Here is a 12,563-nt window from a genome sequence, read left to right as displayed (position 1 = left end):
TTCGGGCGGCCGTTCCTTCTTGGGACACTCGTACAGATCATGACTTACCAAATAGTAACCACGTTCGGCGGCCCGCGATGACGGCGGCGAGCACTGTCGCGGCGATCGACCGCCGCGCGATTCCCCCCGCCGCGCGCGAGAGCACCTGGGAGGCCGCGGACGGCCACACAGTGCGCCGCATCGACTGGCCGGGCGCGGCGCCGGCCCCGCGCGGATCGATCCTGTTCCTCCCCGGGCGCGGCGACTTCTACGAGAAATATCTCGAGACGCTCGAGGAATGGCACCGCGCCGGGTGGCGGGTGACCGCCTCGGACTGGCGCGGGCAGGCGGGCTCGGGGCGGCTCGGCAAGGACGCGGTGACGGGCCATGTCGAGGACTTCGCGGTGTGGATCGACGATCTCGCGCTGCTGTGGGAGCGCTGGACCCGCGAGACCCCGGGGCCGCACGTTCTCGCCGCGCATTCGATGGGCGGGCACCTCGTGCTGCGCGCGCTGGTGGCGAAGCGCATCGCACCCGACGCCGTCGTGCTGAGCGCGCCCATGACCGGGATCGCCGGGCCGCCGCTGCCGCTCGGCTTCCTCCACGGCCTCGCCCGCGCGATGTGCCGCGTCGGCGACCCGGCGCGGCCCGCGTGGAAGTGGAGCGAGAAGCCCGGCGAGCTCCCGGCCGCGCGCGCCAATCTCCTCACCCACGATCCCGAGCGCTACGCCGACGAGCAATGGTGGCGCGAGGCGCGGCCCGAGCTCGTCATGGGCCCGGGCAGCTGGCGCTGGGTCGAGCGCGCCTATGCCTCCTGGATCCTGCTCGAGGCGCCCGGCGCGCTCGAGAGCGTGACCGCGCCGGTGCTGGTGATCTCGACCTCGGCCGACAAGCTGGTGAGCCACCCCGCCAACCTTGCCGCCGCGCGCCGCCTCCCCCGGGGCGAACTCCTCGCGCTCGGCGAGGAGGCCGCCCACGAGGTGCTGCGCGAGGTCGACGCGGTGCGAGGGCCGATCATGGCGCGGATCGCGGCGTTTCTCGACCGGGTGGCACCCGCTCCGAGATGATCCACGATATCGCCGTGATCGGGGCGGGGATGGCGGGGGCGAGCATCGCCGCCGAGCTCGCCCGCGAGGCCTCCGTGCTCCTGCTCGAGGCCGAGGATGCGCCCGGCTACCACGCCACCGGGCGCTCGGCGGCGTTCTGGGAGGAGTGCTACGGCGGCCCCGCCATCACCCCGCTGACCCGCGCCTCGGGGCCGTTCCTCGCGGAACACGGCTTCCTCACCCCGCGCGGCGCGCTCTATGTCGGGCGCGCCGGTGACCGCGCCGCGATGGAGGCTTTCCGCGCGAGCTACGAGGGCACCGGGGTGCGGATGGAGCGCCTCGCGCCTGCGGCGCTCGGCGAACGCGTGCCCGGCATCCGGCCCGAATGGAGCGAGGCGCTCCACCAGCCGGCCTGCGCCGACATCGACGTCGCGGGGCTCCACCAGCATTACCTGCGCGAAGCGCGGCGCGCCGGGGCCGCGCTCGTCACCCGCGCCCGAGTCGCGGGGCTCGCGCGGGCGGGCGGCGTGTGGACCATCGCCGCCGCGCACGGCGAGACCTTCCGCGCCGCGCGGATCGTCAATGCCGCGGGCGCCTGGGCGGACGAAATCGCGCGCCTCGCCGGGGTGCGCCCCGTCGGGATCGCCCCGCTGCGCCGCACCGTCGCGGTGCTGCGCGTCGATCCGCCCGCGCCCGCCGACCTGCCGCTGGTGCTCGACATCAAGGGCGGCTTCTACTTCAAGCCCGACGCCGGGCGCCTGTGGCTCTCCCCGCACGACGAGGTCCCCTCCGAGCCCTGCGACGCCGCGCCCGAGGAGCTCGACGTCGCGCTCGCGATCGACCGCTTCCAGAGCGTCACCGACTGGCGCATCGCCGCGCTCGAGCATCGCTGGGCGGGGCTCAGGAGCTTCGCCCCCGATCGCCTGCCGGTCTATGGCGCCGACCCCGGGGAGCCGTCGTTCTTCTGGTTCGCAGGCCAGGGTGGCTTCGGCATCCAGACCGCGCCGGCCGCCGCGCGCCTCGCCCGCCAGCTGATCCTGGGGGAGTGGCCAGACGCGGTGACCGCCGGGATCGACCCCGCGGCCTACGCCCCCGCGCGCTTCGCCGCCGCGCCGCTCCCGCAATCGGCCTAGGCAGCGCCGCCTGCTTCTGGCATTTTCCTAACCGGCATTAGCCACAAGGGAGAGAGCCGATGGCGCACAGCTTCGAGATCACCAGGGACAAGGCCGGCGAATACCGCGTGAAGTTCAAGTACAATTCGGAAGTGATGTTCACCACCGAGGGCTATTCGAGCAAAGCGAGCGCGCAGAACGCGATCGATTCGATCAAGACAAACGGCCCTGCCGCCGAGGTGGTCGACAACAGCTGAGGCTCACCCCCTCGTCATTGCGAGCGAAGCGAAGCAATCGATGGCCTGAGGTTCCCGCGTGCGGTGTGGCTCGTCCATGGATTGCCGCGTCGCCTTCGGCTCCTCGCAATGACGACTTCGTGGACCTAATGCCCGAAAGCCGACCGCGCATCCCCCTGCCGCGCCGCCTCCTCGCTCGCGAGGGCGTCGGCGCGTTCGTTCTCGGGGTGGCCGGAGTGGCCCTTGACCCATTCCCACGCGACCTTGTGCGGCCGCGCGGCGGCGATCAGTTCGCGCCACAGGTCCTCGTTCACCACCGGCTTCTTCGCCGCGTTGATCCAGCCCTTCTTCTGCCAGCCGAAGATCCACTTGGTCATCCCGTCGATGACGTAGCGGCTGTCGGTGTGGACCGTCACCGCGCAGGGCTCCTTGAGCGCCGACAGGCCGCGCAGCACCGCGGTCATCTCCATGCGGTTGTTGGTGGTGCGCGGCTCGCCGCCGACGAGCTCCTTCTCGTGCGCCCCGCTCCTGAGGATCGCGGCCCAGCCGCCCGGACCCGGGTTGCCCTTGCACGCCCCGTCGGTGAAGATGTCGACCTGTCTCATGTCGGCGAGCCCCTAGGCCGGGCGGGGGGCGTCAGGCAAGCAGCCCCGCGCCTTCGCGGTCGTAGAAGGCCCAGCGCGCGGCGAACTGCATCGGGTCCTTGCGGGTGACGAGCGCGTCGTCGGGGGTGTCGAGCCAGTCCTCGGCGCGGCTCGCGACGAACCTCAGGCACGCGCCCTTGGCGACCTCGGCGAAGAGCGCGCGCTCGGCGGCATCGAGCGGGCGCACCGACTGGTAGCCCGCGATGAGCGCGCTGCCGATCGCGGGGTCGTAGGTATTGGCGGCATCGAAGCTCCACGCCGCGTGGCTCACCGCGAGGTCGAGCACCATCGGCCCGGTGCAGGCGAAGTAGAAGTCGATCAGCCCCGTGACCTTCGGCCCAAGCATCAGCACGTTGTCGGGAAAGAGGTCGGTGTGGGTCTGGGAGACCGGGAGCGCCGACAGGTCGAGCGCGGCGGCCGCGCGGGCGTGGTCCAGCATCGCCGGAAGCCCTGCGTCGATTGTCGCCAGCCGCTCGGCCCCGCAGGCGTCGAGGATCGCGGCGCTGGCGGCGAAGTCCATCGCGTTGGCGCGGGCGCTCGGGAAATCCCGCGCGGCGAGGTGGAGGTTCGCGAGCACCGCGCCGACCGCGCGCGCCTGCGCCGGGGTGGGCCGCGTCGGCGAAACGCCGGGCAGGAACTCGATCAGGGCGGCGGCCTTGCCCTCGACCATCCGCCACGATCCCCCCGCGCGGTCGTGCATCGTGCGCGGCACCGGGCAGCCCTTGCCCGCAAGGTGATCGAGCAGCCCGAGGAAATAGGGCAGGTCCGCATAGTCGATCCGCCGCTCGTAGAGCGTCAGGATGAAGCGCGTGCCGCTGCCAGCGCTTCCGGTCGTCTCGACCAGCCAGTTGGAGTTGGAAACCCCTTCGGCGATTCCCTTGGCAGAGACCAGCTCGCCGACGTCGTATTCGCCGATCAGCCGCGCGAGGTCCTCGGCCCCGAGGTGGGTGTAGACCGCCACGCCTGAGCCCCCCTTGCGCCTATTCGGTGAGCTGGCGGGGGAGCTTGAAGACCATCTTCTCGACCGTCGCGGTGATCTCGCGCTCGGCGATGGTGCGGTGCCGGGCGAGCGCGGCGACCACCTCGCGCACCAGGATCTCGGGCGCCGAGGCCCCGGCGGTCAGCCCGAGCGTCGTCACCCCGTCGAGCCAGGCGAAGTCGATCTCCGAGGCGCGCTGGATCAGCTTGGCGGGCGTGCCCAGCCGCTCCGACACCTCGACGAGCCGCAGCGAGTTCGAGGAATTGGGCGCGCCGATCACCAGCACGAGGTCGCAGTCCTGCGCGAGTTCCTTGACCGCCGCCTGACGGTTCGAGGTCGCATAGCAGATGTCCTCCGCGCGCGGGCCGGAGATGTTGGGATAGCGCCACTCCAATGCCTCGATGACCTCGCGGGTGTCGTCGACCGACAGCGTCGTCTGGGTGAGGTAGGCCAATTCCTCGTCCGAATCGAAGGGGAGCTTGTCGACGTCCTCGATCGTCTCGACGAGGGTCATCTGCCCCGGCTCGACCTGGCCCATCGTGCCGATCACCTCGGGGTGGCCCTCGTGGCCGATGAAGATGATGTGGCGCCCCTTCTCGATCTGGCGCTCGGCCTGGCGGTGAATCTTGCTGACCAGCGGGCAGGTGGCGTCGACATAGAGGAGGTTGCGGCGCCGTGCCTCGGCCGGGACCGCCTTGGGCACGCCGTGGGCGCTGAACACCACCGGCGCATCGTCGGGCACCTCGTCCAGCTCCTTGACGAAGATCGCGCCCTTGGCCTTGAGCTGCTCCACCACGTATTTGTTGTGGACGATCTCGTGGCGCACATAGACCGGCGAGCCATAGCGCTCGAGCGCGCGCTCGACGATCTCGATCGCCCGGTCGACCCCGGCGCAGAAGCCGCGCGGGGCGGCGATCAGCAGGTTGAGGGGCGGCAGCGCGGCCGCGGGAGTGTCGGTGGTCTGAAAGGGCGCGTTCATGTTGCTCCCCCTAGCGCTTTCCGCCCGTCCTCGCTAGGGCGCACGGGATCGGATATACGAGGACGGCTCCACAATGATGCTTCGCGCACGCGCCCTGATTGCCCTTCCCGCGGTTGCCGCGCTGTCCGCCTGCTCGAACAAGGGCGAGCTCGTGATCGACGAGGGCGTCGGCATCTCGAGCGTGCTGACCACCTGCCCCTCGGTCGGCATACCCGACTTCACCGGCGACATCACCACCTTCCGCATCCCCGGCGACACCACCACCGCGAGCCTCGACGTCAGCGCCTCGATGACCAACCTGCGCGCGACCTGCAACGACACCGGCGAGAAGGTCTATTCCGAGGCGAGCTTCACCGTGAACGCCCGCCGCGCCGACACCAGCGGGGCGCGGACCGTCGCGCTGCCCTATTTCGTGACCGTGCTCCAGGCGGGCAACGCGGTGATCTCCAAGCGCGTCGGCACCGTCACCCTTTCCTTCGCCGACGGGCAGGAGCGCGCAAGCGCCACTGCCAAGGCGGCGAGCTTCGTCAACCGCGCCGATGCCTCGCTGCCCGAGGACATCCGCCAGCGCATCACGAGGCGACGCCGCGCGGGCGATCAGGAGGCCGCGCTCGACCCGCTCGCCGAGCCCGAGGTCAAGGCCGCGATCGCCCGCACCCGTTTCGAGATGCTGGTCGGCTTCCAGCTGACCGAGGAGCAGCTGCGCTACAACGTGACGCGCTGATGGTTGCGGGGGCGCCTCCGCGCCCCCGTCCTCGGTGCGTTTCAAGCCCGGCGGGCTTGAGCACCTGCGGCTCGCGCGTGTGCGCTCGCGGCGCCTTCGGCACCGAGGAGTGCCACGCGCTCGCTTTGCAGTCGCTCCTCTCCTCACCGTCGTCCCGGGCTTGACCCGGGGCCTCGCTTCCTTCTTTGCACGCGCGAACAAACGCGCCTGACGCTAGAGAACACGCATGACCCAACCCAAGACCCTTTACGCCGCCCACGCGGCGCTGATCGAGCAGGTGCTGACCGAACTGGTCGCCGAGGGGACGCTCCCCGCCGGCACCTCCTTCGCCAATGTCACATTGGAGCCGCCGCGCGATCCCGCACACGGCGACCTTGCGACCAACGCCGCGATGGTCCTCGCCAAGCCCGCCGGCCTCAACCCGCGCGCGCTCGCCGAGGCGATCACCGCCAAGCTCGCGAGCCGCCCTGGCATCGCGGGTGCCGCAATCGCCGGTCCCGGCTTCATCAACCTGCGGCTCGCCCCCGAGGCCTGGCTCGCCGAGCTGCGCGCCATCGCCTCCCTCGGCACCGACTACGGCCGCTCGGACATGGGCGAGGGCCGGGTGGTCAACATCGAATATGTCTCGGCCAACCCCACCGGCCCGATGCACATGGGCCATTGCCGCGGTGCGGTGGTCGGCGATGCGCTCGCCGGGCTGCTCGAATTCGCCGGGCACCGGGTCATCAAGGAATACTACGTCAACGACGCGGGCGCGCAGGTCGACGTGCTCGCCCGCTCGGTGCACCTGCGCTACCGCGAGGCGCTCGGGGCAAGCGTGACGATCCCCGAGGGGCTTTACCCCGGCGAATACCTCGTGCCCGTCGGCCAGCAGCTCGCCGCCGAGTTCGGCGAGGCCTACGCCGCTGCGCCCGAGAGCGACTGGCTGCCGCTGTTCCGCACTCGCGCGGTCACGGCGATGATGGACATGATCCGCGCGGACCTCGCGACGGTCGGGATTCAGCACGACCTCTTCTCCTCCGAGGCCGAATTGCAGGCCTCGGGCAAGGTCGATGCGGCGGAGAAGTGGCTGCGCGAACACGACCTCGTCTATGACGGCGTGCTCGAGGCGCCCAAGGGCAAGGCCCCCCCTGAGGACTGGGAGCCGGTCTCGCTGCCGCTGTTCCGCTCGACGAGGTTCGGGGACGACCAGGACCGGCCGATCAAGAAGTCGAACGGCGCGTGGACCTATTTCGGCGCGGACCTCGCCTATCACTTCCAGAAGGCCCAGACCGCCGATGCGCTCGTCGACATCTGGGGGGCGGACCATGCCGGGACGGTGAAGCGCATCAAGGCCGCGGTCGCCGCGCTGACCAGCGCCGATGGCGGGGCGCCCAAGCCCTTCGAGGTCAAGCTCGTGCAGATGGTGCAGCTGATGAAGGGCGGGCAGCCCTTCAAGATGTCGAAGCGCGCGGGCAACTTCGTGACGCTCGCCGACATGGTCGAGCTGGTGGGCAAGGACGTGGTGCGCTTCACCATGCTGACGAGGAAGCCCGACGCGCAGATGGATTTCGACTTCGACAAGGTGGTCGAGGCCTCGAAGGACAACCCGGTCTTCTACGTCCAATATGCCCACGCCCGCATCCGCTCGACGTTGCGCAAGGCGGCGGAGATGGGGATCGTGCCCTCCGACGCGGCGCTCGACCGGCTGGGCGCGGAGGAGCTCGCGCTCGTCGCCCGCGCCGCGCAATTCCCGCGCGAGATCGAACTGGCCGCCCGTGCCCGCGAGCCGCATCGCATCGCCTTTTACCTCAACGACCTCGCCGGGGACCTCCATTCCTACTGGAACCTCGGTAACGACCGCCCCGAGAAGCGCTTCATCGTGGAACAGGACCGCGACCTGACCGCGGCGAGGCTTTTCCTCGGGGACGCGATCGGGCAGGTTATTCGCGGCGGTCTCGGCGTGCTCGGCGTCGCGGCGGTCGAGAGCATGTGACCCGCCTGCCGGGAACAGCAGCAAGGGTGCCGGTATGATCGAGGCCGAATACGAGGATATCCCGGAGGACGGCGGCGAGCTTGACCTCGCCGACACCGACAGCCTGCCGTGGCTCGAATCCGACGAGGAGGACGAGGAGGCGGGCGGCATCGACACCTGGCAGATCGTCGGCTTCGTCGGACTGCTGCTGGCATTGGGCGCGGCGGTGGTCGGGGGGGTGTGGTTCTTCTCGAACCGCATGGCGGCGAGCGAGGTGGTCGCGGACGGCAGCGTGATCGAAGCGCCCGAGGGCCCGATCAAGCAGCGCCCCGAGAATCCGGGCGGCAAGGAATTCGCCGGCACCGGCAATGTCGCGCCCGTGGTGGGCGAGGGCGGTCAGCGCCCTGCGGTGGTCGCCGAGACCCCGCCGCTGCCGAGCGTCCCCGGCGCGGCCCCGTCGCCCACGCCCGCGAAGGGCGCGCCGGGCAGCAAGCTCGTCCCCGTGACCGCGCCCTCCGCGGCGCCCGCGCCCGCCGTGCCCGGCACCGGGGTCCAGCTCGCCGCCTACGGCACCCGCGCCCGCGCCGAGCAGGGGTGGAGCGACATCGCCCGCCGCACCGAGGTGCTCAAGGGCGTGAAATACCGCATCGTCGAGGGCAAGGTCGACATCGGCACGGTCTACCGCTTGCAGGCGGTCGCGGGCAGCCGGGCCGAGGCGACCCGCCTGTGCGCCGCGCTCAAGGCCGACGGGATCGACTGCCAGGTGAAATAGCGGGTGGCCCAGCCGGCCGGAACCGGGGCTTATCCCCGTTCCACACCCCTTCCACCCCTTGCTCACACCCCCGCCAAGTGCGACTCTGGGGGCATGATTCCGGCGATCTTCGGTCTTTCCGGCCCCGAGCTCACCCCCGACGAGCGCGCCTTCTTCCGCGAGGCCGACCCGGCGGGCTACATCCTGTTCGGGCGCAACTGCGTCGACCCCGCGCAGCTCAGGGCACTGACCGACGACCTCCGCAACATCCACGGCCGCGAACGCCTGCTCGTCTCGATCGACCAGGAAGGCGGCCGCGTCGCGCGCCTCAGGCCCCCCGGCTGGTCGCCCTATCCGGCGGGGCAGGCCTTCGACCGGCTCTACCAGGTCGCCCCGGCGAGCGCGATCGAGGCCGCCCGCGTCGGCGCCCGGGCGATGGCACTCGAGCTCTCGGCGATGGGAATCAACGTCGACTACCACCCGCCGCTCGACCTGAGGGTCCCGGGCGCGCACGACGTGATCGGCGACCGCTCGCTCGGCGAGGACCCGGTGCAGGTCGCCGCGCTCGGCCGCGCGATCCTCGAGGGCCTTGCGGAGGGCGGGGTGACGGGCTGCATCAAGCACATGCCCGGCCACGGCCGCACCGATGTCGACACCCACAAGGCGATGCCGACCGTCACCGCTTCGCCTGCGGAGCTCGAGGCCGACCTCGCGCCCTTCAAAACGCTGCGTCATGCGCCGATCGGCATGACCGGGCACCTCCTCTTCACCGCCTGGGACGCCGAGAACCCCGCGACCCTCTCGCCGACGATCATCCGCGACGTGATCCGGGGGAGCATCGGCTTCGACGGCCTGCTGCTTACCGACGACATCGACATGGAGGCCTTGGGCGGGACGATCCCCGAACGCGCCGCGCGCGCCCATGCGGCGGGCTGCGACATCGTCCTCAACTGCTGGGCGAAGATGCCCGACATGGCCGGCATCTGCGAGGTCCTCCCCGCCATGTCCGAGGCGACCGCCGCGCGGCTCGACCGCGCCCTCGCGGGCACGCGCATCGCCGATGCGCTCGCGGGCGAGCACCACGAACTCCTCGCCAAGCGCGACGCGCTGCTGGCGCTCGCCGCATGAACGCGCCCGAGCCGCCCTTCATGTTCCCGCCGGAGCGCGCCGACGCCGACGCGCTCTATCTCGAGCTCGGCGCGTGGGAGGGTCCGCTCGACCTGCTGCTCGACCTCGCGCGGCGGCAGAAGGTCGACCTCCGCCAGATCTCGATCCTCGCGCTGGTCGACCAGTATCTGAACTATATCGAGACCGCCGGGGCGCTGAAGCTCGAGGTGGCCGCAGACTACCTCGTGATGGCCGCCTGGCTCGCCTACCTCAAGTCGGCGATGCTGCTGCCCAAGGCCGAGCAGGAGGACCCGAGCCCGGAGGAACTCGCGCTCCGGCTGCAACTGCGGCTCCAGCGATTGGGCGCGATGCGCGAGGCCGCTGCCCGGCTGATGGGCCGCGACCGGATCGGCCGCGACGTCTTCCTGCGCGGCGCGCCAGAGGGCCTGCGCACCGACCGCAAGACTGTCTGGCGCTCCGACCTGTTCAGCCTCATCCAGGCCTACGGACAGGTCAAGGCGCGTACCGCCCCGCGCATCTACCACGTCGCCAACCGCCCGGTGATGACGCTCGATTCCGCCCTCGAGCGGGTCTCGGCAATGCTCGGTGTGACGCTCGAGTGGATGGAGATCCGCGACTTCCTGCCGCCCCACGCCTCGCCCGAACTGCGGCGCTCGGCGCTCGCCTCCTCCTTCGTCGCCGCGCTCGAACTCGCCAAGCGCGGGCGGGCCGAGATCGCGCAGGACGGGGCCTTCGCCCCCCTGCGCATCCGCCGCTTGAAGGACGCCGCCGCGGCATGAGCGAGGAACCCGGCACCCTCGAACGCGCTGTCGAGGCAACGCTGTTCGCCGCCGAGGAGCCGCTCGGCCTCGAGGCGCTGGCCGCGCATCTCGGCGGGCTCGACCCGGCCGAGGTGCGCGCGGCGTTGGCCTCGCTCAAGGCGCGCTACCGCAAACGCGGCGTCCACCTCGTCGAGCGCGGAGGGCGCTGGCACTTCGAGACCGCACCCGATCTCGCCCACCTGCTGCGCCGCGAGAAGGAGCAGGTGCGCCGCCTCAGCCGCGCCGCGACCGAGGTGCTCGCGATCATCGCCTATCACGAGCCGGTCAGCCGCGCCGAGATCGAATCGATCCGCGGGGTGCAGACCAGCGCGGGGACATTGGACGTGCTGATGGAGGCGGGCTGGGTGAAGCCCGCCGGGCGCCGCGAGGTGCCGGGGCGCCCGGTGATCTACGCGACGACGCCCACCTTCCTCGACCATTTCGGCCTCGCATCCCGCCGCGACCTGCCCGGCATCGACGAGTTGCGGGCCGCGGGCCTGCTCGATCCGGTCGACGAGGCGCTCGAGGCGCAGATGCGCTTCGACCCCGACGATGCGCCCGACGAAAGCGACGCCGAGAGCGACGAGAATCTGGCGGACTGACTCGCATTTGCCCTCCGCTTGGCCTAAATGGTCCGCGTAACGCCCGCCGGGTCATGTTCCGGTCACATGGCCCGTGCAAGGCCGGCGCCGCACTTCAGGAGTTCAAGTCTATGGGTATGGGATCGATCTGGCACTGGCTCATCGTGTTGGTGATCGTCATGGTGCTGTTCGGGCGCGGCCGCATCTCGGAGATGATGGGCGATTTCGGCAAGGGCATCTCGAGCTTCAAGAAGGGCCTCAACGAGACCGACGAGGCGCCCAAGCCCTCGGCCCGGATCGAGGCCCCGGCGCCCGTCGAGGCCTCGGTGGTAACCCCCGCCGCCGAGAAGACCGACGGCACCGGCGCCTGATCCGTCGCCGGCCTGAAGCAGGGCACCCCCCATGTTCGATGTCGGCGCCGGAGAGCTGCTGGTCATCCTGATCGTCGCCGCGGTGGTGATCGGGCCCAAGGACCTGCCGCTCGCGATGCGCACCGCGGGCCGCTGGATCGGCAAGATGCGGCGCATCTCGGCTCATTTCCGCTCGGGGATCGACGCGATGGTGCGCGAGGCCGAGCTCGAGGAAATGGAGAAGAAGTGGAAGGCGCAGAACGAGGAGATCATGCGCCGCTCCGCCGCCCTGACCGCCGAGGCAAGCGCCGGGAGCACCTCCGCGAGCGCCGCCCACGCCCCGGTGATGACCGGGCCTCCCGTGGCCGAGGTGATGCTGCCCGCCCAGATCCCCGCCGATCCGCCCGCGGCGCCCGCGCCTGAAGCGCCGGACACGCCGCGCCCGGCCACCGGGACCACCGGCGATGTTTGAGATCCGCGACCTCGACGAGACCCGCGCGCCGCTGCTCGACCACCTGATCGAGCTGCGCACCCGCGTCATCCGCGCGCTGCTCGCGCTGCTGGTCGGCTTCGGGATCTGCCTGTTCTTCGCCGACGAGATCCTCGGCCTCCTGGTCTTTCCCCTTAAGCAGGCCTTCCCCGAGGGGAAGGGCCAGCTGATCTTCACCCAGCTTCCCGAGGTGTTCTTCGTCGAATTGAAGGTCGCGCTGTTCGGCGGCTTCGTGCTGAGCTTCCCGGTGATCGCCAACCAGCTGTGGGCCTTCGTCGCGCCGGGGCTCTACGCGCGCGAGAAGAAGGCCTTCCTGCCGTTCCTCTTCGCCACCCCGGTGCTGTTCAGCGCGGGGGCCTCGCTCGCCTATTTCATCGTCATGCCGACCGCCTTCAAGTTCTTCCTCGGCTTCGGCGGGCAGGCGGGCGGGCTCGAGGTCCAGGCGCTGCCGAGCGCGGGCGAGTATCTCAACCTCGTGATGCAGTTCATCCTCGGCTTCGGGGTGACCTTCCTCTTGCCGGTGCTGCTGCTGCTGCTCCACCGCGCCGGGATCGTCACGCGCGAGCAGATGGTGGCGGCGCGGCGCTACGTGATCGTGGTGATCTTCGTGATCGCCGCGATCGTCACCCCGCCGGACCCGGGCTCGCAGATCATCCTCGCGGTGCCGCTGCTGCTGCTGTTCGAGGCCTCGCTGGTGCTGATGCGCCTCCAGGACAAGGCCGTCGCCGCCGACAAGGCCGCGCGCGAGGCGGAAGAGGCGCAGGCCGCGGCGGCGGAGTAGTCCAGTCCCTTCCCGTTGCGCAGCAATGG

At 70.9% G+C, this 12,563-nt stretch carries 15 protein-coding genes; 12 read left to right on the top strand and 3 right to left on the bottom strand.

The genetic code is table 11. The annotated features are described in order from the left end of the window. Nucleotides 1-77: 77 nt before the first annotated feature. The 3 genes from ACLBKU_RS01525 to ACLBKU_RS01515 are packed head-to-tail and all read left to right on the top strand — an operon-like array spanning nt 78 to nt 2,394. Nucleotides 78-1,046, top strand: a complete 969-nt coding sequence (locus ACLBKU_RS01525; RefSeq protein WP_410177764.1) for an alpha/beta fold hydrolase — start codon at nt 78-80, stop codon at nt 1,044-1,046. Further along, on the top strand, nt 1,043-2,158 hold the full coding sequence (locus tag ACLBKU_RS01520; RefSeq protein WP_410177763.1) for an NAD(P)/FAD-dependent oxidoreductase: 1,116 nt from the start codon (nt 1,043-1,045) through the stop codon (nt 2,156-2,158). The genes ACLBKU_RS01525 and ACLBKU_RS01520 overlap by 4 nt, the downstream gene beginning before the upstream one ends. A gap of 59 nt (nt 2,159-2,217) precedes the next feature. After that, nucleotides 2,218-2,394 carry a YegP family protein gene (locus ACLBKU_RS01515; RefSeq protein ID WP_410177762.1) on the top strand — a complete coding sequence of 59 codons (177 nt, stop codon included), beginning with the start codon at nt 2,218-2,220 and terminating at the stop codon, nt 2,392-2,394. Nucleotides 2,395-2,519: 125 nt separating this feature from the next. Here ACLBKU_RS01515 and rnhA read toward each other — a convergent pair whose 3' ends face one another. The 3 genes from rnhA to ispH are packed head-to-tail and all read right to left on the bottom strand — an operon-like array spanning nt 2,520 to nt 4,975. Continuing rightward, nucleotides 2,520-2,978: a ribonuclease HI gene (gene rnhA / locus ACLBKU_RS01510; protein WP_410177761.1), complete on the bottom strand. Its 459-nt coding sequence runs from the start codon at nt 2,976-2,978 to the stop codon at nt 2,520-2,522. 31 nt (nt 2,979-3,009) lie between these two features. Further along, nucleotides 3,010-3,978: a homoserine kinase gene (locus tag ACLBKU_RS01505; protein WP_410177760.1), complete on the bottom strand. Its 969-nt coding sequence runs from the start codon at nt 3,976-3,978 to the stop codon at nt 3,010-3,012. 19 nt (nt 3,979-3,997) lie between these two features. After that, nucleotides 3,998-4,975, bottom strand: a complete 978-nt coding sequence (gene ispH, locus ACLBKU_RS01500) for a 4-hydroxy-3-methylbut-2-enyl diphosphate reductase (protein WP_410177759.1) — start codon at nt 4,973-4,975, stop codon at nt 3,998-4,000. Nucleotides 4,976-5,048: 73 nt separating this feature from the next. On the opposite strand from ispH, the gene ACLBKU_RS01495 reads away from it, so the two are divergent. The 9 genes from ACLBKU_RS01495 to tatC all read left to right on the top strand — a co-directional run bounded on the left by ACLBKU_RS01495 (nt 5,049) and on the right by tatC (nt 12,534). After that, complete coding sequence (locus ACLBKU_RS01495; protein ID WP_410177758.1) at nt 5,049-5,699, top strand: hypothetical protein; 651 nt, start codon at nt 5,049-5,051, stop codon at nt 5,697-5,699. A 226-nt stretch (nt 5,700-5,925) separates the two neighbouring features. After that, the gene (argS, locus tag ACLBKU_RS01490) at nt 5,926-7,674 is read left to right on the top strand and encodes an arginine--tRNA ligase (protein WP_410177757.1); all 1,749 of its coding nucleotides are present in this window, start codon (nt 5,926-5,928) and stop codon (nt 7,672-7,674) included. 34 nt (nt 7,675-7,708) lie between these two features. Next, nucleotides 7,709-8,425 carry an SPOR domain-containing protein gene (locus ACLBKU_RS01485; protein WP_410177756.1) on the top strand — a complete coding sequence of 239 codons (717 nt, stop codon included), beginning with the start codon at nt 7,709-7,711 and terminating at the stop codon, nt 8,423-8,425. 93 nt (nt 8,426-8,518) lie between these two features. Beyond that, nucleotides 8,519-9,532 carry a beta-N-acetylhexosaminidase gene (gene nagZ / locus ACLBKU_RS01480; RefSeq protein WP_410177755.1) on the top strand — a complete coding sequence of 338 codons (1,014 nt, stop codon included), beginning with the start codon at nt 8,519-8,521 and terminating at the stop codon, nt 9,530-9,532. Continuing rightward, complete coding sequence (locus ACLBKU_RS01475) at nt 9,529-10,311, top strand: segregation and condensation protein A (RefSeq protein WP_410177754.1); 783 nt, start codon at nt 9,529-9,531, stop codon at nt 10,309-10,311. Before nagZ ends, ACLBKU_RS01475 begins: the two co-directional genes overlap by 4 nt. Then, nucleotides 10,308-10,934: an SMC-Scp complex subunit ScpB gene (gene scpB / locus ACLBKU_RS01470; protein WP_410177753.1), complete on the top strand. Its 627-nt coding sequence runs from the start codon at nt 10,308-10,310 to the stop codon at nt 10,932-10,934. The genes ACLBKU_RS01475 and scpB overlap by 4 nt, the downstream gene beginning before the upstream one ends. Nucleotides 10,935-11,044: 110 nt before the next feature. Next, entirely contained in the window at nt 11,045-11,284 is a 240-nt protein-coding gene (locus ACLBKU_RS01465) for a twin-arginine translocase TatA/TatE family subunit (protein WP_410177752.1), read from the top strand. A 31-nt stretch (nt 11,285-11,315) separates the two neighbouring features. Further along, nucleotides 11,316-11,735 (top strand): Sec-independent protein translocase protein TatB, encoded by a 420-nt coding sequence (gene tatB / locus ACLBKU_RS01460; RefSeq protein WP_410177751.1) that lies wholly within the window; start codon nt 11,316-11,318, stop codon nt 11,733-11,735. Beyond that, the gene (gene tatC / locus ACLBKU_RS01455; RefSeq protein ID WP_410177750.1) at nt 11,728-12,534 is read left to right on the top strand and encodes a twin-arginine translocase subunit TatC; all 807 of its coding nucleotides are present in this window, start codon (nt 11,728-11,730) and stop codon (nt 12,532-12,534) included. Before tatB ends, tatC begins: the two co-directional genes overlap by 8 nt. Nucleotides 12,535-12,563: the final 29 nt, after the last annotated feature.

This window comes from Erythrobacter sp. NE805, from assembly GCF_046452355.1.
Taxonomy (GTDB): Bacteria; Pseudomonadota; Alphaproteobacteria; order Sphingomonadales; family Sphingomonadaceae; genus Erythrobacter.
This window is presented reverse-complemented; position numbering and strand designations above follow the sequence as displayed.

Bases quoted from the DNA above. Each gene is read 5' to 3' on its own strand.
- ACLBKU_RS01525 (WP_410177764.1), top strand. From the start codon at position 78: ATGACGGCGGCGAGCACTGTCGCGGCGATCGACCGCCGCGCGATTCCC.
- ACLBKU_RS01520 (WP_410177763.1), top strand. From the start codon at position 1,043: ATGATCCACGATATCGCCGTGATCGGGGCGGGGATGGCGGGGGCGAGC.
- ACLBKU_RS01515 (WP_410177762.1), top strand. From the start codon at position 2,218: ATGGCGCACAGCTTCGAGATCACCAGGGACAAGGCCGGCGAATACCGC.
- rnhA (WP_410177761.1), bottom strand. From the start codon at position 2,978: ATGAGACAGGTCGACATCTTCACCGACGGGGCGTGCAAGGGCAACCCG.
- ispH (WP_410177759.1), bottom strand. From the start codon at position 4,975: ATGAACGCGCCCTTTCAGACCACCGACACTCCCGCGGCCGCGCTGCCG.
- ACLBKU_RS01495 (WP_410177758.1), top strand. From the start codon at position 5,049: ATGATGCTTCGCGCACGCGCCCTGATTGCCCTTCCCGCGGTTGCCGCG.
- argS (WP_410177757.1), top strand. From the start codon at position 5,926: ATGACCCAACCCAAGACCCTTTACGCCGCCCACGCGGCGCTGATCGAG.
- ACLBKU_RS01485 (WP_410177756.1), top strand. From the start codon at position 7,709: ATGATCGAGGCCGAATACGAGGATATCCCGGAGGACGGCGGCGAGCTT.
- nagZ (WP_410177755.1), top strand. From the start codon at position 8,519: ATGATTCCGGCGATCTTCGGTCTTTCCGGCCCCGAGCTCACCCCCGAC.
- ACLBKU_RS01475 (WP_410177754.1), top strand. From the start codon at position 9,529: ATGAACGCGCCCGAGCCGCCCTTCATGTTCCCGCCGGAGCGCGCCGAC.
- scpB (WP_410177753.1), top strand. From the start codon at position 10,308: ATGAGCGAGGAACCCGGCACCCTCGAACGCGCTGTCGAGGCAACGCTG.
- ACLBKU_RS01465 (WP_410177752.1), top strand. From the start codon at position 11,045: ATGGGTATGGGATCGATCTGGCACTGGCTCATCGTGTTGGTGATCGTC.
- tatB (WP_410177751.1), top strand. From the start codon at position 11,316: ATGTTCGATGTCGGCGCCGGAGAGCTGCTGGTCATCCTGATCGTCGCC.
- tatC (WP_410177750.1), top strand. From the start codon at position 11,728: ATGTTTGAGATCCGCGACCTCGACGAGACCCGCGCGCCGCTGCTCGAC.